This window comes from Paenibacillus ginsengihumi DSM 21568, from assembly GCF_000380965.1.
Classification (GTDB): domain Bacteria; phylum Bacillota; class Bacilli; order Paenibacillales; family NBRC-103111; genus Paenibacillus_G; species Paenibacillus_G ginsengihumi.
Genome location: NZ_KB905579.1, coordinates 1 through 21,035, shown reverse-complemented (window position 1 = coordinate 21,035; position 21,035 = coordinate 1). Strand labels below are relative to the sequence as shown.

At 57.1% G+C, this 21,035-nt stretch carries 23 protein-coding genes; all 23 read right to left on the bottom strand.

What is annotated here, in order from left to right; genetic code table 11:
• Window positions 1–43 precede the first annotated feature (43 nt).
• The 23 genes from F591_RS0116110 to upp all read right to left on the bottom strand — a co-directional run bounded on the left by F591_RS0116110 (window position 44) and on the right by upp (window position 20,557).
• Entirely contained in the window at window positions 44–1,558 is a 1,515-nt protein-coding gene (locus F591_RS0116110) for an NADH-quinone oxidoreductase subunit N (protein WP_026326667.1), read from the bottom strand.
• A gap of 4 nt (window positions 1,559–1,562) precedes the next feature.
• A complete protein-coding gene (locus tag F591_RS0116105) occupies window positions 1,563–3,191 on the bottom strand; it encodes a complex I subunit 4 family protein (RefSeq protein WP_026326666.1) in 1,629 nt (542 codons plus the stop codon).
• Complete coding sequence (gene nuoL / locus F591_RS0116100; protein WP_019535652.1) at window positions 3,181–5,064, bottom strand: NADH-quinone oxidoreductase subunit L; 1,884 nt, start codon at window positions 5,062–5,064, stop codon at window positions 3,181–3,183. The genes F591_RS0116105 and nuoL overlap by 11 nt, the downstream gene beginning before the upstream one ends.
• 15 nt (window positions 5,065–5,079) lie before the next feature.
• Window positions 5,080–5,391 carry an NADH-quinone oxidoreductase subunit NuoK gene (nuoK, locus tag F591_RS0116095; RefSeq protein WP_019535651.1) on the bottom strand — a complete coding sequence of 104 codons (312 nt, stop codon included), beginning with the start codon at window positions 5,389–5,391 and terminating at the stop codon, window positions 5,080–5,082.
• A gap of 4 nt (window positions 5,392–5,395) precedes the next feature.
• Window positions 5,396–5,920, bottom strand: coding sequence for an NADH-quinone oxidoreductase subunit J (locus F591_RS0116090; RefSeq protein WP_019535650.1), 525 nt, complete (start codon window positions 5,918–5,920; stop codon window positions 5,396–5,398).
• A complete protein-coding gene (nuoI, locus tag F591_RS0116085; protein ID WP_019535649.1) occupies window positions 5,920–6,363 on the bottom strand; it encodes an NADH-quinone oxidoreductase subunit NuoI in 444 nt (147 codons plus the stop codon). Before nuoI ends, F591_RS0116090 begins: the two co-directional genes overlap by 1 nt.
• A gap of 34 nt (window positions 6,364–6,397) precedes the next feature.
• Window positions 6,398–7,405 (bottom strand): NADH-quinone oxidoreductase subunit NuoH, encoded by a 1,008-nt coding sequence (gene nuoH, locus F591_RS0116080; RefSeq protein WP_019535648.1) that lies wholly within the window; start codon window positions 7,403–7,405, stop codon window positions 6,398–6,400.
• Complete coding sequence (locus F591_RS0116075) at window positions 7,405–8,505, bottom strand: NADH-quinone oxidoreductase subunit D (RefSeq protein WP_019535647.1); 1,101 nt, start codon at window positions 8,503–8,505, stop codon at window positions 7,405–7,407. The genes nuoH and F591_RS0116075 overlap by 1 nt, the downstream gene beginning before the upstream one ends.
• Before the next feature lie 6 nt (window positions 8,506–8,511).
• On the bottom strand, window positions 8,512–9,669 hold the full coding sequence (locus F591_RS0116070) for an NADH-quinone oxidoreductase subunit C (RefSeq protein WP_019535646.1): 1,158 nt from the start codon (window positions 9,667–9,669) through the stop codon (window positions 8,512–8,514).
• Entirely contained in the window at window positions 9,666–10,184 is a 519-nt protein-coding gene (locus F591_RS0116065) for a NuoB/complex I 20 kDa subunit family protein (protein WP_019535645.1), read from the bottom strand. Before F591_RS0116065 ends, F591_RS0116070 begins: the two co-directional genes overlap by 4 nt.
• Complete coding sequence (locus F591_RS0116060) at window positions 10,169–10,534, bottom strand: NADH-quinone oxidoreductase subunit A (protein ID WP_019535644.1); 366 nt, start codon at window positions 10,532–10,534, stop codon at window positions 10,169–10,171. The genes F591_RS0116065 and F591_RS0116060 overlap by 16 nt, the downstream gene beginning before the upstream one ends.
• 688 nt (window positions 10,535–11,222) lie before the next feature.
• Window positions 11,223–11,627 (bottom strand): F0F1 ATP synthase subunit epsilon, encoded by a 405-nt coding sequence (locus tag F591_RS0116055; RefSeq protein WP_019535643.1) that lies wholly within the window; start codon window positions 11,625–11,627, stop codon window positions 11,223–11,225.
• 98 nt (window positions 11,628–11,725) lie between these two features.
• Window positions 11,726–13,132 (bottom strand): F0F1 ATP synthase subunit beta, encoded by a 1,407-nt coding sequence (gene atpD / locus F591_RS0116050; RefSeq protein WP_019535642.1) that lies wholly within the window; start codon window positions 13,130–13,132, stop codon window positions 11,726–11,728.
• 36 nt (window positions 13,133–13,168) lie between these two features.
• Complete coding sequence (gene atpG, locus F591_RS0116045) at window positions 13,169–14,026, bottom strand: ATP synthase F1 subunit gamma (RefSeq protein ID WP_019535641.1); 858 nt, start codon at window positions 14,024–14,026, stop codon at window positions 13,169–13,171.
• 148 nt (window positions 14,027–14,174) lie between these two features.
• Window positions 14,175–15,689 (bottom strand): F0F1 ATP synthase subunit alpha, encoded by a 1,515-nt coding sequence (atpA, locus tag F591_RS0116040; RefSeq protein ID WP_019535640.1) that lies wholly within the window; start codon window positions 15,687–15,689, stop codon window positions 14,175–14,177.
• Window positions 15,690–15,704: 15 nt separating this feature from the next.
• Window positions 15,705–16,253 (bottom strand): F0F1 ATP synthase subunit delta, encoded by a 549-nt coding sequence (locus F591_RS0116035; protein WP_019535639.1) that lies wholly within the window; start codon window positions 16,251–16,253, stop codon window positions 15,705–15,707.
• The gene (gene atpF, locus F591_RS0116030; RefSeq protein ID WP_019535638.1) at window positions 16,250–16,735 is read right to left on the bottom strand and encodes a F0F1 ATP synthase subunit B; all 486 of its coding nucleotides are present in this window, start codon (window positions 16,733–16,735) and stop codon (window positions 16,250–16,252) included. The genes F591_RS0116035 and atpF overlap by 4 nt, the downstream gene beginning before the upstream one ends.
• Window positions 16,736–16,851: 116 nt before the next feature.
• Window positions 16,852–17,067 carry a F0F1 ATP synthase subunit C gene (gene atpE, locus F591_RS0116025; RefSeq protein WP_019535637.1) on the bottom strand — a complete coding sequence of 72 codons (216 nt, stop codon included), beginning with the start codon at window positions 17,065–17,067 and terminating at the stop codon, window positions 16,852–16,854.
• Window positions 17,068–17,151: 84 nt separating this feature from the next.
• On the bottom strand, window positions 17,152–17,916 hold the full coding sequence (atpB, locus tag F591_RS0116020) for a F0F1 ATP synthase subunit A (protein ID WP_019535636.1): 765 nt from the start codon (window positions 17,914–17,916) through the stop codon (window positions 17,152–17,154).
• Between the two features lie 9 nt (window positions 17,917–17,925).
• A complete protein-coding gene (locus tag F591_RS0116015; RefSeq protein WP_019535635.1) occupies window positions 17,926–18,309 on the bottom strand; it encodes an ATP synthase subunit I in 384 nt (127 codons plus the stop codon).
• Window positions 18,302–18,523: a hypothetical protein gene (locus F591_RS0116010; protein ID WP_019535634.1), complete on the bottom strand. Its 222-nt coding sequence runs from the start codon at window positions 18,521–18,523 to the stop codon at window positions 18,302–18,304. The genes F591_RS0116015 and F591_RS0116010 overlap by 8 nt, the downstream gene beginning before the upstream one ends.
• Window positions 18,524–18,747: 224 nt before the next feature.
• Window positions 18,748–19,884 (bottom strand): non-hydrolyzing UDP-N-acetylglucosamine 2-epimerase, encoded by a 1,137-nt coding sequence (gene wecB, locus F591_RS0116005; RefSeq protein ID WP_019535633.1) that lies wholly within the window; start codon window positions 19,882–19,884, stop codon window positions 18,748–18,750.
• Window positions 19,885–19,927: 43 nt separating this feature from the next.
• Window positions 19,928–20,557: a uracil phosphoribosyltransferase gene (gene upp, locus F591_RS0116000; RefSeq protein WP_019535632.1), complete on the bottom strand. Its 630-nt coding sequence runs from the start codon at window positions 20,555–20,557 to the stop codon at window positions 19,928–19,930.
• Between the last annotated feature and the right edge of the window lie 478 nt (window positions 20,558–21,035).

Genomic DNA, 21,035 nt, shown 5'->3' with positions numbered 1-21,035 from the left:
CGAATCGCGATCGCGCATGCCGAGCTCCCGCCGCCTTGGCTGATTAGCTGAACATGAACAAATCCTGGGTGAGCGTAAATATGCTTTCAATCCAGGCCAGCACCCAGTGCGGCACGAGACCGAGCACGAAGCTCGCCCCGGCGCAGATCCACACCGCGATGCCGAGCGGCAGCGCGACCTTCACCGGCCGCGACTCGAAATCGCTGCGCATGAACATTTGGCGGATCAGCCCGAAATAATAGTAAAACGAAATGACGCTGGTCACGATCAGCACCGCCCCGAGCCAATAATGCTGCGTCTGCATCGTGCCGAGCAAAATATACACTTTTCCGAAGAAGCCTCCGGAGATCGGCAGGCCGGCCAGCGACAGGATAAGCAGCACCGCCGCAGCGGCCGTCCACGGCGCGCGGTAGTACAGTCCGGCAAAGCCGCTCAGCTCCTCGTCGCCGGTAGACCGCTCAATGATCATCAGCACCGCAAACATGCCGATGTTCATGAACATGTAGGCGATCAGATAAAAGACGAACTCCGAAAAATTGCCGTAATGCACGAAGCCGAATTGTATCGCAATCGGCACAAGCAAGTAGCCGGAATTGGCGATGCCCGAATAGGCCAACAGACGCTTCGTGTGGGTTTGTTTCAAGGCGACCGTATTTCCGACGATCATCGCCGCGGCGGCAACGACCATCATCGCCGTGAGCACGTCGGCGTGAAAGGTGGTGCCCATCAGCTGGCCGACGCCGAATACGCCGTACATCACGCGGAACATCGCCGCGAACGCCGCCGCCTTCGAGACGGTCGCCAGGAAGGCCGTCACCGGCGTCGGTGCGCCTTGGTACACGTCAGGCGCCCACATATGGAACGGAGTCGCCGCGATCTTGAAGCTAAAGCCCGCAAGCATCAGGAAAAAGCTCAGGTACAGAAACGGCAGCATCGTGTCCGCATTTTGGCCCAGCTGCTGGTTGATCACAGGGATCGAGGTCGATCCCGTCATCCCGTACAGGAACGACATTCCGTATAGCAGAATCGCCGACGAAACGCCGCCCAGCACGACATATTTGAAGGCCCCTTCGCTAGATTGGATACGCTTCTTGCGCATCGCCGCCAAAATATAGGAAGTGATGCCAAGCAGCTCCAAGCCGACGAACAGCGTAATCAGATCGCCGGAGGATGCCATGATCATGCCGCCGAGCGTCGCGGGCAGAAGCAGATAATAATATTCCCCGACATGCGGTGTCTCCTCTTCCCGAATCGTGCCGATGCTCATGAATGTAATAAGCCCCGCTCCGGTCAGCAACACCAGCTTAAGGATATTGGCGAAATCGTCGACCCGGTAGCTGAACTGCAGCAACTGCTTCGGTTCAGCCGGATTCAACGCCGCAATCACGAATGCCGCCGATAAGGCGATGCTGACCAGCGACAGCCAGCCGAGCCACGAACGGCTAGCTTGCCGCGGCATCAACAGATCGATCAAGGACAGCGCGACAGCGGCAATGACCAGAGTCAGCTCCGGGGCCAGCAGTCCCAAATCACCAAGCCCAAGACGTAACGGTTCCACCGGTCTAACCCCCTATCTTCGCAAAGCTTCGAATAAATTGGTCAAAGCCGCTGACCGTATGATGCAACGACTCGCTCAGTACGGCAGGATAAATGCCCAGCACGACTATGAAAGCGACGAGCGCAATCATCGGAATCGCCTCGACCAGTCTCGCATCCCGCATTTCCTTGATTCCCTTCGCCGGCGGCCCGTACGTAATGGACAGCACCCCGCGCAGGACGTATACCGCGGCTAAAATGATGCCCAGCGCTCCGGCCGCAGTCACGATCGGCTTCGTCTCGAACAGCCCGAGGAAGGCGAGAAACTCGCTGACGAAGCCGGACAATCCCGGCAGGCCGAGCGAGGCCATCCCAGCGACCAGCAGCATGCCGGAGATGAACGGCACCGACTTCGCCATGCCCCCCAGTTCGTCCACTCTCGTCGTCTGGGTCCGTTCGTATATCGCTCCGACGAGCAGGAACATGAGCGCGGAGATCAAGCCGTGCGATACCAGTTGGAACACGGCGCCTTCCAGCCCGACCGTATTGAACGCCGCAATCCCGAGCAGCACGATGCCCATATGGCTGATGCTGGAATACGCGAGCACGAGCCGGAACTCCCTTTGCACAAAGGCGAGCACAGCCCCATACAAAATATTCACGACGCCAAGAAGCGCCAGCACCGTCGACCAAGCGACCGCCTGTTGCGGAAACAGCAGAATGCCGAAGCGAATCAGCCCGTATGCGCCCATTTTGAGCAGGATGCCGGAGTGGATCATGACGATGGACGGCGGCGCCTCCGTATGCACCTTCAGCATCCAGGTGTGGAACGGGAAGATGGGCAGCTTGATGCCAAAGGCCACCAGCAGCATGATGAATAGCGCCCACTGCAGCGTCCCGGACAAGAAGAAAAAGTTCCCCTCCAGATCGCCCCGGCTCACATACGACTGCGGATTATGAAACAGATTGTCTATGATAACGTTCAGGTCGCCGGTATACATAAGCGATATTCCGTTCTGCCCTTGCGTCTCGCTGAAGCCCGCCGTGCTGACGAGAATCAGGAATGCGATCAGCATAATGGCCGACCCGAGACCGTTATAGATCAGGAACTTGCTCGCGGCGCGCTCCCGCTCCATATACCCCCAGATACCGACCAGGAAGAACATCGGGATCAAGGTTACCTCGAAGAAGACGAAGAACAGGAACAGATCCTGCGCCATGAACACGCCGAGCATGCCGGTCTCCAGCAGCAAGAACAGAAGATAGTACGTTTTCCACCGCTTCTTGATATAGACCGAGGCCAGGGCAGCCATCGTGGCGACCAGCGCCGTCAGAAAGACGAGCGGCAGCGATAGGCCGTCAACCGCCAGCTTGTATTGAAACTGGATGAAAAATGACGTAACCTGCCCTTGCCCGAGCGTTTCTTTGTTAAGCGGAATCGTGATCCACGGCAGCTGCTCGGTGAACTGCGACCCCGGCAGCTGATCGTTGAACCGGTAGTACAGCCAGGCGGACAGCGCCAGCGGAATGAGCGTGACCGCTACAGCTGTCGTGCGAATCCAGTTCCCCCGCGCCGCGGGAAGACACAGGATGATCAGCACGCCCAGAAGCGGCGACAAGGCGATAAGCGATAAAATCGGCACATTATCCAAAATTGATGAACCTCCTTCCCGCCAGCGCCAGCACGAGGATAACAAGCCCCAGCAGCGTTGCCAGCCCATAGGTCTGCACTTGACCGTTCTGGAGCCTGGACCCGGCCCGGCCGAGGCCCGTCGCCGCATAGCTGGCAAGCCGCACCGCTCCGTCCACGACATATACGTCAAACAGCGTCAGGAGATGGCCAAGGCCCTGCAGCGGGCGTACAATGACGGTCTGGTACAATTCATCGATGTAAAATTTCCGCTCCAGCAGCCGGTACAGCCAGGGGGCTCTGGACGAAATGGCGTCCGCCGGCACGGTGCGCTTGACATAGACCAGGTAGCCAAGCCCGATCCCGAGCAGTCCGACGAGATTGGACAGCACGATGACGAGCCAATTCGCATGCTCTCCCTCCGTATGGCCGACCAGCCATTCGCCGAGCCACGGATTGAACGGCGTGAAGGCGAAGCCTGCCGCAACCGCCAGCACCGCAAGCACGATGAGCGGCAGCGTCATCGACATGGGCGATTCGTGCGCCTCTGCCGAACTCCGCGGCTTGCCGGCAAATACCAGGAAGAACAGCCGCGACATATAGAACGCAGTGAAGAAGGCGGCGATCAGGCCGATCCAGAACAGCGCCTGATTATGCCGGTAAGCTTCGCTCAAGATCGCATCCTTGGACCAGAACCCCGACAGAGGGAAGATGCCGGACAAAGCCAGCGCCCCGATGCCGAACGTCCACGCCGTTATTTTCATCCTGCCGCCGAGACCGCCCATTTCATGAATGTTCTGCGTATGTACGGCATGAATGACGCTGCCCGCCCCAAGGAACAGCAGCGCTTTGAAGAACGCATGCGTGAACAGATGAAAGATGCCGGCGGTCATGGCGGCGGCGGTGCCGATGCCGAGTGCCATCATCATATATCCGAGTTGGCTGACCGTAGAGTAAGCCAGCACGCGCTTGATATCGTTTTGAGCCGTGCCGATCGTCGCCGCGAAGATCGCCGTGAAAGCGCCGATGAAGGCGACCACCCCGAGCGCCGCAGGCGAAGCGGCAAAAATATCGAAGGTGCGGGCCACCAGATAAACGCCGGCGGCAACCATCGTCGCGGCATGGATCAATGCGCTGATCGGCGTCGGGCCTTCCATCGCGTCGGGCAGCCATGTATGCAGCGGGAATTGCCCGGACTTGCCGATGGCGCCGACGAAGATCAGGATGGCGATCAGCGTGGTCAGCCCTGCGGGCATTTCGCCGCCGCTGAAGGCGTTATGAATCGAGCTGAAATCGAGCGCATGGTTTGGCATAAACCAGAAAAGCAGCAGGATGGCGATGAACAAGCCGACATCCCCGATGCGCGTCACAATAAATGCTTTCCTGGCCGCCGCCCGCGCCTCCGGCTTGAAATACCAGAAGCCCACGAGCAGGAACGAACAGACGCCGACCAGTTCCCAGAAAATGTACAGCTCAAGCAAGTTGGCCGAAATGACGAGCCCGAGCATGGAGAAAGTGAACAGCGATATGTAAGCAAAAAATACGTTAATCCGCTCGTCGCCGTGCATATAACCGCTGGAGTAAATATTGACGAGCAGGCTGACCAATGTCACGATCACCAGCATGAGCGCATTGAGATTGGTCACTTCGAAGCCCATCGTGAGCGTGACGTCGCCCAGCCTGAGCCACTGCAGGTTATTCCAGGTGTAGTCCTCGACCTGTCCGCCCAGCCGCTCCCAAAATACAAGAAGCGAAAGGACGAACGAAACGAATACGCTCACGATGCTGATATAGGCACCCGCATCCCTCAGCTGCCGCCCTACCGCCGTTAAGATCAGGAACGACAGCAGCGGGAACAACGGGATGAGCCAGGCATATTGCGAGTAAGCCGATACCATGTTTGGACCATCCCCCTATCGCTTCATCGAATCCATCTCGTTGACATTCGTCGTTCCCCTGCTGCGGTAATACGCGATCAGGATCGCGATGCCTACCGCAACCTCTGCCGCCGCTACCGTAATCGTAAACAAGGAGAAGATTTGCCCGGTCAGCCCCGGATGAACCCCCAGCTTGGAGAAGGCCACCAGGTTCAAATTCACCGCATTGAGCATCAGTTCGACGGACAAGAGCACGATGACCGCATTTTTTTTGGACAGCGCGCCATATAGCCCGATGCAGAACAGTATGGCCGCCAGCGTCAAATAGGGCGTTGCCAATCCGCTCATGCCCTCAGTCCTCCTCTCTTTTGGCTACGATAATGGCTCCGATGAAAGCCACCGTCAGCAGCACCGACATCAGCTCGAACGGAATGACATGCAGCGTGAACAGCTGTTTGCCGATTTCCATCGTGTTGTCTCCGGCCGCCTGAAACTCCCCGGTCGGCAGGGCGGTCTGCTGAATCGCATAGAAGATGATCCCGAACAAAGCGAGGCAGCCGATGCCGAGCAGCCAGCTGTGCAGGGGCCGCTTCGGCTCAACCTCATCCCCCCGGTGCCTCGTCATCATGATGCCGAAGATCATCACGATCGACACCGCTCCGGCATAGATCAGCACTTGCACCACGGCGACGAATTCCGCCTCCAGCAGGACGTACAGGCCGGCCAGGCTGAGGAAGGTCAGGGCCATGGCCAACAGCATATGCACGACCTTCGTGAAGCTGATCATGAAGACCGCCCCGCCGATGGCCAGCAGCGCGCAGACGAAGAATGCGATATTGGCTCCGCTGGACAGAAAAGCGACGATATTTCCCAGCATCACTTCGCCCCGCCTTTCGACAGCGCCGAATTGGTATCCTTGCGGATATTCGTGTTGTTGTCGTTCAGCCACTGCAAGTTTTTGAACAGGTCGTCACGGCTGTAGGTGCTCAATTCGAAGTTGTTCGTCATGACGATCGCTTCCGTCGGACACACCTCGGTGCACAGATCGCACAAGATGCATATTTCAAAATTGATGTCGTACGTATCGATAACCTTCCCCTTTTTCTCCGGGTCCGGATTCGGCTTGCCAACCAAGTTGATGCACTCCGTCGGGCAAATGCGCGCGCATTGGTTGCACACGATGCATTTTTCGGGATCGAAGTGCTGAATGCCGCGAAAGCGGTCCGGCATCTCGAGCGGCACATCGGGATACGCGTAAGTGATCTTCTTCTTGGTCATGCTTTTCAGCGTGACGCCCATACCCTTGATGATCCCTTTCATTCGCTTGTTTCACCCTTTCCTTCTGACATCCTGCTTACCCTGTGATGCCCAGATAAATCGCCGTCACGAAAATGTTGGCCAGCGCCAGCGGCAAAAGCACCTTCCAGCCGAGTCCCATCAGCTGGTCGACGCGAATCCGCGGCATCGTCGCGCGCAGCCAGAACAAGAAGAAGACGACGAACGAAAATTTCAGCAGGAACCAGACGATACCCGGGATGAAGCTCAGGAACGGGAACGGCGCCTGCCAGCCGCCCAGGAAAAGCGAGGCGGTCAATCCCGCAATGGCGAAGACGTACACGTATTCGGCCAGCATGAAGAAGGCGAACCGGAAGCCGCTGTACTCCACGTGATACCCTGCGACCAGCTCGGATTCCGCCTCCGGCAAGTCGAACGGCGTCCGGTTCAGCTCGGATACGGCCGCGACGATAAAGACGGCAAAGCCGATGATTTGCGGCAGGAAGTTCCAGTGCCAAAATCCGCCGGCCTGCTGCTCCACAATGACCCGCAAATTCATGCTGCCCGTCATCATGACGACGCCGACGACGGAGATGACCAGCGGAATCTCGTAGCTGATCATTTGCGCCGCGGAGCGCATGCCGCCCAGCAGCGCGTACTTGTTGTTGGACGCCCAGCCGCCGAGCACGATGCCGATCGTCGAGATGCCCGACAGCGCCACATAATACAACACGCCGATGTTGAGGTCAGCGCTCATCAGCTGCGGCGCGAACGGAATGGCCGCGACGACGACAAACGACGGGATGAAGGCGATGACCGGAGCGAGAATGAACAGCTCGCGGTCCGCTTTTTTCGGTATCGTATCCTCTTTGATCAATAGCTTCGTCACGTCGGCTACCGTCTGCAACAGGCCGAGCGGACCGACCCGGTTCGGACCGATCCTAAGCTGCATCCAGCCGATAACCTTCCGTTCGAAATAGATCGCATACGTGACAAAGCCGAGAATCACGAGCAGCAGAACGACGCCCCAAGCCAAAAATATGGCCGCGTTCGTCCAGGTCAGCTGTTGCTGCAGCAAATCCAACATCAGCAGTCCACCTCCCCGACGACGATATCGACGCCGCCCAGTATGGTGATCAGGTTCGTCATCGTCTCGCCGACCAGCAGCTTCGGCAAGATTTGCAGGTTGACGAAGGACGGACGCCTGAATTTCAAGCGATAAGGCTTATCCTTGCCCTTGGAGACGATATAGCAGCCGATCTCGCCGCGCGGCGATTCGATTGCGGCGTATACCTCGCCCTCCGGCGGGCGGATGACTCTCGGCACTTTCCCCATGATCTCGCCTTCGGCCGGGAACTGCTCGACGGCCTGTTCGAGAATGCGCAGCGACTCGCGAATTTCCGCTATGCGGATAAGATAGCGATCGTAGCAATCCCCGTTCGTCGTCACCGGGACGTCGAACTCGAACCGGTCGTACAGGCTGTACGGCTGCGTTTTTCTTAAATCCCATGGAACCCCGGTACAGCGCAGGTTGGCCCCGCTTAGCCCGTAGGCGATGGCCGTCTCTGCGTCGTATTTGCCGATGCCCTTGATCCGCGCCAAAAAGATCTCGTTGCCGCTGACCAGGTTGTTGTATTCGTCCAGCTTATCCCGCATATAGGGGATGAACTGCCGAACCTTCTCGATCCAGCCTTCCGGGGCGTCCCATTTGACACCGCCCACGCGCATGTAATTATAAGTTAAGCGGGCGCCGCACAGCTCGTTGAACAGGTTGATGATGATCTCCCTGTCGCGGAACGCATACAGGAACGGGCTCATCGCCCCGATGTCAAGCAGGTAAGTGCCCCACCAGACAAGGTGGCTTGCCACCCGCTGCAGCTCCATGACGATCAGCCGAAGAAATTCGGCGCGCTCGGGAATCTCGATTCCCATCAGCTTCTCCACGGCATGAACGAGAACATAATTGTTCGTCATGGCGGAGACGTAATCCATCCGGTCGGTATAAGGAATGATTTGCGTATACGTTAAGTTCTCGGCCAGCTTCTCCGTGCCGCGATGCAGATAGCCCATCACCGGAGTGGCTTCCGTGATGATCTCGCCGTCCAGCTTAACCACAATCCGAAACACCCCGTGCGTGCTCGGGTGCTGCGGCCCTACGTTCAGCAGCAGTTCTTCCGTTCTGATCAAAGCGTCCTACACCTCCGGGTCGAGCGGTTCGTAATCTTTGCGCAGCGGGTGGCCGACCCAATCGTCGGCCATCATGATGCGGCGCAGATCGGGATGCCCGGGAAAGTCGATGCCTAACAGATCGTATATCTCTCTTTCGTTCCAGTTGGCCGTCGGATACAGCTCCGTAATCGACGGAATGGACGGGTTGTCGCGATCGGTCTTGACCTTGACGCCGTATTCGCGCTTCGTCTCGAGCGAGATGAAATGGTAAGCGACCTCCATATGCGTCTCCATATCGATTCCCGCCACATTGCGCAAATAATTGAGCTTCAGCTCCGGATCGTCTCTCAGCAGAGCAGCGGCCGCCTTCCAGCGCCCCGGCTTCACGTAAACACAGGGGCGATGCCCGTCCCTTTCATTAATGAACGCCTGCTCCACCGCGTCTTCCCCGACCTTCTGCTTCAGCAGCTCGACAAGCCGATCCAGCAGCGGCTGATTCGGCGACGGCTCCTTCGGCGCCTCCGGGTCGGCGCCGGCTTTGGCGGCTGCGCGCGCGCTTGCGCGGGCCGCTCTCGCTTCGGCGGCGGCTTTCGCCTTCGCCTCCTTCTCGGCGTCGCTCGGCGCCGCTCGCTCAGCCGCCGGCGCATCGCCCGGCTCCGCGGGCTTCGCCGGCCGCGCGGGCTTCGCCGCCGCGGCGCCTTGCGCGGCTGCGGCGCCTTGCGCGGCCGCGCGGGCGCGGGCTGGCGGCGCGGCCTCTGCCGGCTGGCCTGCGTCCGCGCCCGGCTTCGCCGCCGCATCGGCGCGCTCCGGCTCCGCGCTGCGGCCGGGCGCAGCGCCGTCGCCGCCGGCGGCCGCGTAGCCTCCCGGCGGCTCCCCCGCGCCGCCAGCCTTGGCGACGCTCGCGCCCGGCACTTCGGCCGGCTCGCCGCTCATCGGCGGCGCTTCGCCTGCGCCCGGCGTGCTGCGATCGGCATCGCCCGCAGCGGCTGCCGCTTTCGCCGCGGCGGCCTCCGCCGCGCGTTCGCCCGCGGGCGCCGTGCCGCCATCCTGCGGCGCTTTCGCCGCAGCGGTCGGCGCTTTCGCCGCGCCCGCACCTTCAGCGCCCGCTTGCGCCGGCGCTTCCTTATTCTCGGCTGGCGGCGATTGCCCCTCTTGCCGTTCCTTCTTCTGATCCTCGCTCATCGATTCGTCACCTGCTTACCGGTTTTCGCTTCGTAGCGGATTTTTTCCTGCAGTTTGTTGATGCCGTAGATCAAGGCCGCCGGATTCGGCGGACAGCCGGGAATGTATACATCGACGGGAACGATCTGGTCGACGCCTTTGACCACCGCGTACGATTTCACATACGGGCCGCCGGCCGTCGCACAGGATCCCATGGCGATCACCCATTTCGGCTCCGGCATTTGATCGTACAATCGGCGCAGCAGCGGCGCCATCTTCTTCGTCACCGTCCCGGCAACGATCATGACATCGGACTGGCGGGGGGACGTCCGGAAGATGACTCCGAAACGGTCCAAATCGTAATGCGACGCCCCGGTTCCCATCATCTCGATCGCACAGCAGGCGAGACCGAAGGTCAAAGGCCACAAGGAGTTGCTGCGCGCCCAAGCCTTCAGCTGCTCCAGCGTCGTCATAAAGACGTTGCGCTCCAGCTCCTGCCGTTCTTCTGGTGTTATGGATTCTAAATGGAGGACCATTGCAGCACCTTCTTCTTCCAGGCATAGATCAAACCGACCACCAGCAGGCTGACGAAGATGCACATCTCCACCAGGGCGAACAGGCCCAGATGGCCGTATGCGACGGCCCACGGATACAGAAATACCGTCTCCACGTCAAAAATAACAAACATCAGCGCAAACAGATAGTAGCGGATGTTAAAGCGAACCTGCCCTTCGCCAACCGGTTCGTTACCGCTTTCATAGGTGGTGTACTTCTCGTCGACCGGCTTATGGGGTCTAAGCCATCGCCCGATCGTGAGCGCAGCAATCGGAAGCATGACGCCCAGAAAAATAAAAATCGTTACAACCACGTAATTGTTCATGTACATCTGAACGAACCGCCCCCTTCGAGTGGTATAGAGTGGTATATACATGAAGGAACCGTTGACGGGCCGCCGGCACACCCCCGGTTCTCGCTTGCACGCCGCTGTCGCTCGATTGTATTAATGTATTGATTGAACCTAAAAAAATGTTTGACAATACGTTGACAATTGCTCATAACAGAAAGCGTATACGTTTATTATCGGACAAAGCGGCCCACTTTTAAAAAGTTTTGCCTTCATTTCACATTCCGGACACATCTCACGCAAGAAGTCCGCATGCGATTTGGCAGCACCCTTCCAATTATAGCAAACTGCCAGTCCCAGTGTCTAACATTTCTGCGAAACCTTTTCGCTCTTATTTGCGTCCATTAGGCCATTTGGGGAGGAATAGGATAGTTTTTCGTGCCTATGCTTAAAAAGGATGGTCGGATTGGCGCCGATCGGCGCGTGGGGCTCGGCTGACGCCCGGCTGGAGCGGTTTATTGTCCGAGGGAGTTCGCCCAGGCTAGTTCCGGATGGCCGCATGCCGTCATGGATACATGGATAGATCGCGGGACAAGTCAATCGCCGTCCTCCCGGAGCTTTTCCCTCAGCCGAATAGCTCGCCTCTCGCCCGGTTGATGAGCTCAAGCGCGAACTAAAAAACGAGGGAACCGATCACTCTCTCGGTTCCCCCGCTATATGCGATTCGTTATTATTTCCCGGTAACGTCAAGCCGGTTCATCGCCCGCTGCAGAGCCAGCTCGGCGCGCTTGAAATCGATGTCGTCCCGCTTGGCCTGCTTCAGCCGTTCTTCGGCGCGCTGTTTTGCCGATCTCGCACGCTCCACGTCGATCTGCTCCGGCAATTCGGCGCTCTCCGCCAAAATAACCACTTTATCCTTCCGCACTTCCATGAAGCCGCCGTGCACAGCGATCAACTGATCGGGTTGACCTTGCTTCTTCACCTTCAGCGGTGCAATCTTGAGCGGAGTAACGAGCGGGATGTGATTCGGCAGAATTCCAAGCTCTCCTTCGATACCTTTGGCGATGATCATGTTCACCGTTTCGGCGTACACTTTGCGCTCCGGAGTGACCACTTCCAGCACAAATGTGCTCACTTGGATTCCCCCCTTGATGAGAGCTTCCTATGGAAAAAGCCCTGTATCGATCGAAGCCGGGCTTTCCGCAGAAAGCCGGGCCTTCTTATACTGCTGGATTACAGCGTCTTCGCCTTCTCGATCGCATCCTCGATCGTCCCCACGTTGTGGAACGCCGGTTCCGGAAGATCGTCGTGCTTGCCTTCGAGAATTTCCTTGAAGCTGCGCACCGTTTCTTTAACCGGCACGTATACGCCCGGAATGCCGTTGAACGCCTCGGCAACGTGCAGCGGCTGAGACAGGAACAGCTGAACGCGGCGCGCGCGGTGTACGACCAGCTTATCCTCATCGGACAATTCGTCCATCCCGAGGATCGCGATGATATCAAGCAGCTCTTTGTAGCGCTGCAGCAGCTTTTTGACGCCTTGAGCGACGTTGTAGTGCTCTTCGCCCAATACTTCCGGCGTCAGAATCCGGGAAGACGAAGCCAGCGGGTCAACCGCAGGGAAAATACCCATGGCCGCGATGTTCCGCTCCAGGTTCGTCGTTGCGTCCAAGTGAGCGAACGCCGTTGCCGGAGCCGGGTCCGTATAGTCGTCCGCCGGAACGTAGATCGCTTGAATCGACGTAACGGAGCCTTTCTTCGTGGATGTGATCCGCTCTTGCAATTGGCCCATTTCCGTTGCGAGGGTCGGCTGGTAACCAACCGCGGAAGGCATCCGGCCGAGCAGCGCCGAAACCTCGGAACCCGCCTGCGTGAAACGGAAGATGTTGTCGATGAACAGCAGCACGTCCCGACCTTCTACGTCACGGAAATATTCCGCCATGGTGAGGCCTGTCAGCGCAACGCGGAGACGGGCGCCCGGCGGCTCGTTCATCTGGCCGAATACCATCGCCGTCTTGGAAATAACGCCGGAATCCGACATCTCGTGATAAAGGTCGTTCCCTTCGCGCGTTCTTTCGCCGACGCCGGCGAATACGGAAATACCGCCGTGCTCCTGCGCGATGTTATGAATAAGCTCCTGCATCGTAACCGTCTTGCCTACGCCCGCACCGCCGAAGAGGCCGATCTTGCCGCCCTTGGCGTACGGAGCCATCAGATCGATAACCTTGATGCCTGTTTCGAGAATTTCCGCTTGCGTGGACAACTCTTCGAACGGCGGCGCCGATTTGTGAATCGGGCTCGTTAACGAACGGTCTACGTTCGGATCATGGTCGATCGGATCGCCCAAAACGTTGAATACGCGTCCGAGCGTCGCCGCGCCGACCGGCACCGTAATCGGAGCGCCCGTATCCACTGCCTCCATGCCGCGGACAAGGCCGTCGGTGGAGGACATGGCGATCGTACGAACCATATTGTCGCCGAGGTGTACCGCCGTTTCCACCGTCAGATTGATATCCTGCTCGCCAGGATTTTGCGCTTTTCTTTCAATCTTGATGGCGTTCATAATTTCAGGAAGGTGTCCGCGTTCGAACTCGATGTCGACAACCGGCCCTGTAATGTTGACAATGCGCCCTTTCTTCATGGTTTCCCTCCTAAGAGCATCTAGTAAATCCGTATCTTAAGCCTGTGCGTTCGCACCGGCGACAATCTCCGAAATCTCCTGCGTAATCGCTGCCTGACGGGCACGGTTATACTGCAGGGTATAGGTGCTGATCATCTTCGTCGCGTTCTTCGTCGCATTGTTCATTGCCGTCATCCGCGCGCCGAATTCGCTGGCTTTGCCGTCGAGCACCGCGCTGTAGATGAGCGTTTCCGCATATCTCGGCAGGAGCGCTTCGAGGACGCCTTCGGGAGAAGGCTCGTACTCGTAACTCGATACAGTGCCGCCGGATACTTCTTCAAGCGGGAGAAGACGCTTCATCACCGGAATTTGCGAAATGGCATTTTTGTACTCGTTATAAACAAGGTACAGCTCGTCATAAGATCCGTTCTCGAAATTGTTCACCGCTGCATTCGCGATGTTCTTGATGTCCGAGAATGCCGGCTTGTCGGGCAGCCCGGTCACTTCCTGAACGATCGGAATGTTGCGCTTCTTGAAGAAGTCGCGGCCTTTGCGCCCGACGACAAAAATCGAATACTCGTCCGTGGAACGATGCTTTTCCTTGATCACGTTCATGACCTTCCGGAGCACGTTGGCGTTATAACCGCCGGCCAAACCGCGGTCGGAGGTGATGACGAGATACCCGGTCTTCTTGATCTCGCGGCTTTGCAGCATCGGGTGCTTCACGCCCTTCGTGCCTGCGGCAATGCTCGCGATAACTTCCTTCATCTTCTCTGCATACGGACGGGCGGATTGGGCGGCCTGCTCCGCTCTCTTCAAGTTAGCGGCCGCGACCATTTCCATCGCCCGGGTAATTTGCTTCGTGCTTTGAGTTGATTTGATCTGACGCTTAATTTCGCGCATCCCTTTGGCCATGCCTGTTCACCTCTCTCTCGCTACCGTCATTCGGAATGTACGGAATGCAGCCTAACTCGGGACCCTCATCCTGCTGCGAAAGCATGGAACAACCGCTGCAAATGGAACACCGAGCTTCCCGAAAGCGAGAAGCTCAGGCCTTCATTCTTTATTCAGAAGGAGCGAAGCTCTTCTTGAACTGTCCGATCGCTTCTTTCAGCGCTTCTTCGTTCTCGGACGTCAGGTCGTTCGTATCACGGATGCTTTGCAGAATTTCCGGACGGTTCGATTCGACATAAGCGAGGAATTCGGTTTCGAATCGGCGAACGTCTTGAACCGGAAGGTCGTCGACAAAGCCTCTGACGACCGCATAGATGGCAACGACCTGCTTCTCGACAGGCATCGGCTGGTTCACGCCCTGCTTGAGCAGCTCGAGCGTACGAATGCCGCGGTTCAGGCGAGACTGGGTCGCCTTGTCCAGATCGGAGCCGAACGCTGCGAATGCAGCCAGCTCGCGATACTGCGCCAGGTCGGTTTTGAGTGTACCGGCGACCTTCTTCATCGCCTTGATTTGCGCGGAGCTGCCGACCCGGGATACGGAGATACCGACGTTCACCGCCGGACGCTGTCCGGAATAGAACAGGTCGGACTCCAGGAAGATCTGACCGTCCGTAATCGAGATGACGTTCGTCGGGATGTATGCCGATACGTCGCCAGCTTGCGTCTCGATGAACGGCAGGGCTGTCATCGATCCCCCGCCGAGGGCGTCGCTCAGCTTGGCCGCGCGCTCGAGCAGGCGGGAGTGCAGATAGAAGACGTCACCCGGATAAGCCTCGCGGCCCGGAGGACGGCGAAGCAGCAAGGACATCTCGCGGTAAGCGGCCGCCTGCTTGCTCAGGTCGTCATAAACGATCAGCACATGCTCGCCTTTGTACATGAAGTATTCGCCCATGGCACAGCCGGCGTATGGAGCCAGCCACAACAGCGGAGCCGGCTCGGAAGCGCTGGCGGTGACGACGATCGTATAATCGAGCGCACCATGGCGACGCAGCGTTTCCACTACGTTAACGACCGTGGATTGCTTCTGGCCGATAGCAACATAGATACATTTTACGCCGTTGCCCTTCTGGTTGACGATCGTATCGATCGCAATCGACGTTTTACCGGTCTGGCGGTCGCCGATGATCAGCTCGCGCTGTCCGCGGCCGATCGGGATCATCGCGTCGATCGCCTTGATACCGGTCTGCATCGGCTCGTGAACCGATTTACGAGCCATAACGCCAGGAGCCGGAGATTCGACCGCACGGAATTGCGTCGTGTTGATCGGGCCTTTGCCGTCCACCGGCTGGCCGAGCGGGTTCACGACGCGGCCGAGCAGCTCTTCGCCTACGGGCACCTCCATGATGCGGCCCGTACGCTTCACTTGGTCACCTTCGCGGATATCCGAGTAAGGTCCCAGAATAACGATACCGACGTTGCTTTCCTCCAGGTTGAACGCATAACCGAGCACGCCATTCGGGAACTCCAGCAGCTCGCCTGCCATGACATTCTCCAAGCCATGCGCGCGGGCGATACCGTCACCGACCGTGATAACCGTACCTACGTCAACCACTTGAATGTCAGACTTGTATTTCTCGATCTGTTGTTTAATCAATGTGCTGATTTCTTCAGGTTTGATACTCAACGACCTCACCCCTATCTACAGTGCTTGAGACTCATTCAACATTTTTTGCAGACGATTGAGCTTGCCCGCCAGACTGCCGTCGTACAGACGGTCGCCGATGCGAACCTGAATGCCGCCCAGCAAGCTTTTATCGATAACCGATTTCACACGGATTTGTTTGCCTGTCAATTCGCCGAACGCTGCTGCGATCGAACTGAGCTCCGCTTCGGACAATTCGACGGGAGTAAAGACGGTTCCGTCGGCTTGTCCCAGTGCTTCGCCCGCAATCTTCACGTAATCCAGAACTACGAATTCGAGCGCTTCTTCCCTGCGCCGGTCGATCAGCAGATTCAGCATGTTCAGCACCGGCTCCGATACGGCCGCCTCAAAGCACTGCTTCAGGATGTCCTTCTTGGCAGACGCCTCGACCGTAGGGTTCTTGATCACCTTGTATATATCAGGGTTTGCCTTAAGCGCTTCGACCACGGCTTTCAGCTCCGCCTCTACCTCGGAGATCCGGCCTTGCTCGCTGGCGATCTCGAATAAGGCTTTGGCGTATCTTTTAGCTACCACGGCGTCGCTCATCGGTTGCCTCCTACCTCTTTCAGGTATTGGTCAACCAGCTCTTGTTGCGACTTCTCGTCGATCTGCTTCTCGATAATCTTCGAAGCGATCATAACGGACATCGCGCTGACCTGCGCCTTGAGCGCAGTAACCGCTTTGTTCTTCTCGTTCTCGATATCGCGGAGCGCTTCTTCTTTCATGCGCGAAGCTTCGGATTTGGCCTGCTCCAAAATATCGTCGGCCTGCTTGGCGCTGGTCGTCCTTGCCTGCTCGATAATTTCGTAAGCTTCCTGACGGGCCGCCTGGAGCGCCTTCTTCTGCTCTTCCAGCTGCTGCTCCGCCTGTTTACGGCTGCTCTCAGCCGTGTTCATCTGTTCTTTGATCAATTCTCTGCGTTTCTCCATCACCGCAATCAGCGGGCCGAACGCATACTTACTCAACAGCCAATATAATAATGCAAAGGCCAAAATCGCAATGACCGTCGATGTCCATACAAACTCCACAGCTTACACTCCTTTCTGCGAATGGTTCCTGATCGGTGCCCTAGCCGTTCCAATCATAACGAAGGCGTGGAGACTTACGTCATCCGCGCCTCACGGGTGGAGCTCATGTTCAGTTATTAGCCACCGAAGAAGATCAGGAATCCGAGAACGACGCCGATGATCGGCACGACCTCGACGATACCTACACCGATAAACATCGTCGTTTGCAGAGCGGATTTTGCTTCCGGCTGACGAGCGATACCTTCAACTGTCTTACTTACGATCATACCGTTACCGAAACCGGCGCCGATGGCACCCAAACCGATTGCAATTGCTGCTGCCAATACATCCATTGTTTTATTCCTCCCAGAATGGTAAATGATGTTGTGTATGCATCCCGCTGCACGGCCGTGCCGGCGATCGGGTTCATAAGGTGGTTAATGCTCCTCGTGCACAGTCGCTTGCCCGATATACACCATCGTCAGGATAGTGAACAGGAACGCCTGAATTGCACCGACGAAAATACTGAAGCCTTGCCATACCGCCAAGAGCGGAATTCCTACCCAACCCAGCATTAGGATCGTCGCGATCAAAACTTCCCCTGCGAAAATATTGGCATACAGACGAAGAGCCAGCGTGAGCGGCTTTGCCACTTCCTTAAGCAGGTTGAGCGGAAGGAAGAACCAGAACGGTTCGAAGTAATGCTTCAAATAATGCTTCGTGTTCATGATCAAGCCAAGAATATGCGTAAGCAGGAACACGACAATCGCAAGCCCCGCCGTAACCGCGATATCCGCCGTCGGCGATTTCCAGAAGGCCACATGCGCATGGCCGCCGTGAGCATCAATCGTCTCCTGGGAGATGATCGTCAGCCCGAACAGCCTAACTTCCTCGCTTGCATTGAACACGATACCGAAAGGCAAGCCCAGAAGGTTCGAGATGAAGATAAACGTTATCAGCGATGTGCCGAGCACGACAAAATGCTTGGCGCGATGCAAAGGCATCGTGCTTGCGATCGTATTGTGCACGAATTCGATGACCCATTCGAAGAAGTTTTGCAGCTTCGACGGATTCTCCACCGACAAATTTCTCACGGCGAGTCTGGCCAGAATGAACACAATGACACAAGACACCAAGATCGCAATGATCGACGAAAGGTCGAATTTCAAGCCTCCCAACTCAAAGATGGGGAATATATGCATGCTGTAATTTCACCCCTTTCCGTCAGAGCGCTTAAGGTTAAGGATAAAAGCAATAACTAATGAAACCATCTGCACCAAAAAACATGCAGCGAGTGTAGCGATCAGATGGAAATGCCAAGGGAACCGATAGGCCACCATCACAGCGAGCAAAACCATCGCCAACCGGGATCCCAGGCCTAGGCTCATCCGTTTCGCTCCCTGCCCTTCGGCCACAGCCCGGCTGATCAGGTCGACTCTGCGGCGCAGCAAAAGCGCATTCATCACACTGGTCAAGGTGCCCAGAATGAGGCCTGCCGCCAGCGTCTTCCAAGCGGGGAATAGCGCCCACACGAGCAGACAGGATGCTACAAAGAAAAGGGCAACGCGCAAGGCTCGATTCAAGACATCATCCATCGGCATCCTCCATAATTCTCTTAAGCAGCATGACGCAGGTAAGTATGCCGACGGCCAAACCGACAATGAGCCCGAATACGAGCCACCCCCGCGTCCCGGCAAGCCGGTCTGCGATGAAGTAGCCCAAATACATACAGACCGCGACGTCGATTCCCATGACGCCTACAAGTCCTGCGGCCCGCCATGGATTGTCTCCATTGCCCCTTTTATTCATAACCGCATAACCCCTGTCAATCCTCATATATTTTACCGAAGCGACGCAAGGTTTGTCAATTCAAATAAAATCAAACTTTTAGTGAACGTTTCGCCAAAAATCCTTGATATTACTGGATTTTTTCGTTTCCATTACCATACAGTATAACTGTATACTGTCCTGTTTTCCCGATTGTCCGGGGCCCAGACTCAGCACCGGTATCACGGACAGGAAACGGCGCGTTCTCAGCGGAACGATTCCGGCCTTTCCGACCTGTGGCCAAAATGGTACAAAATCGCATCGACGATCCGTCTGGAGGCTTGCCCGTCGCCGTAAGGATTCGCAGACCGGTGCATCCTGTCATACAGCGCCTCGTCGGTCAGCAGCGCCTTCGCCCTTTCATAGACGCGCTGCTCGTCGGTGCCCACCAGCTCAAGCGTTCCCGCCTCGATGCCTTCCGGCCGCTCCGTCGTCTCCCTCAGCACCAGCACCGGCACGCCAAAGGACGGCGCTTCTTCCTGCAGCCCTCCCGAATCGGTCAAAATCATATAAGTATGAGGATAAAAATTGTGAAACTCGGAAACGTCCAGCGGATCGATCAGCTTGATGCGGTCGTGTCCGCCGAGCATTTCGTAGGCCGGTCCCTTCACCGCAGGGCTCAAATGAACCGGGTATACGATAGCGATATCCTCGAACTCGTCTGCCAGACGGCGCACGGCGCGGAAAATGTTGCGGTGCGGCTCCCCTTGCGATTCGCGGCGGTGGGCGGTCATCAGCACGAGGCGTTTCCCCTCAGCCCACTCGAGCGCCGGGTGACGGAAATCCTTTTTCACCGTATATTGGAAGACATCCGTCACGGTGTTGCCTGTGACAAAGATCCGCTCCTCGGGCTTGTTCTCCTTGCGCAAATTGCCCGCCGACCACTTGGTAGGCGCAAAATGCAGATCGGAGAGCACGCCGGTGAGCTGGCGGTTCATCTCTTCGGGATAAGGCGACAGCTTGTTCCAGGTACGCAGCCCCGCCTCGACGTGGCCGACCTGAATCTGCTGCATGAAGGCCGCGTAGCTGGCCAAAAAGGTGGTCGACGTATCCCCGTGCACCAGGATCAGATCCGGCTTTGCCTCCCTGAGCACAGGATCGAGGCCCTGCAGCACACGGATCGCGACATCGCTCAGCGATTGCCCTTGCTTCATGACGTCCAGATCGTAATCGGGCCGAATCTTGAATATATCCAGCACCTGATCGAGCATTTCGCGATGCTGCGCCGTCACGCATACGAGCGATTCGATCTCTGCCCGCTTCTCCAGCTCCTTAACCAGCGGCGCCATCTTGACCGCTTCCGGGCGCGTCCCGAAAATCGTAATCACCTTTGTTTTTCTCATCGGACTTGCTTCTCCCCTCTCTCCCTGGATTCCTGGACCATGATTATTTCGTGCCGAAAAGACGGTCTCCTGCATCGCCGAGCCCCGGAACGATGTATCCGTGATCGTTCAGGCATTCGTCAACGGCCGCCACATAAATATCGATATCGGGATGCTCCTTCTGCACCGCTTCGACCCCTTCCGGCGCGGCAATCAGGCACATGAGCTTGATCTGCCGGCAGCCGCGCTGCTTCAGTGCGGTGATCGCCGCGTTGGCCGATCCGCCCGTAGCCAGCATCGGATCGATCACGATCAGCTCCCGCTCCTGCACATCCGTCGGCAGCTTGGCGTAATATTCGACCGGCTTCAGCGTCTCCGGATCGCGGTACAAGCCGATGTGCCCGACCTTCGCCGCCGGCACCAGCTTCAAGATGCCGTCGACCATGCCGAGGCCCGCCCGCAAAATCGGAATCAACCCGAGCATTCGCCCGGAAATGATCCGGCATTCCGCCGTCGTAACGGGCGTGCGCACCTGCACCGTCTCAAGCGGAATTTCCCTCGTTATTTCATAAGCCATCAGCGTAGCTACTTCATCTACCAATTCGCGAAAATCTTTCGTCGTCGTGTTCTCATCCCTAATGAACGTCAGCTTATGCTGAATAAGCGGATGATCGCATATGTACACTTTGCCCATGAACCGGCTAGTCCCCCCTGTAAAACCACATCTTGTCTATTATACCACAACCCATGCGTGTTATCCTACTGCCAATCTGCAAAACCCGATTTTGCCTGACATTCCCGCCGCAGCCGCCGCGAAGCTATCCCCGTCTGCATTCCGCCGGTTCAAGGATAGCCGCAGGTGGCAGCAACGAAGGAAACATTTTTTTCTTATATAGTACATGACCTATGCACTTCAATCCAGTAACTGGTAATCATTCAGCGTGTCATAAATGTTGAAAAATGTTCAAAAAGCATTGAAAAAATCCCTTGACTTTTCGAAATCGACCCCATAATCGCGAAGGATACCTTTATTTCCAAGGTATATCTTCTAGATTATAGGTGGTCTTCCAATGTCAGCGTTGCAGAAACCGAGATTCAAAGCATTAAATCACAGCGAATGCGCCGGAGCCCCCATATTAAAGAATCTGTGGAATCGATTCGACTTTTCTTTG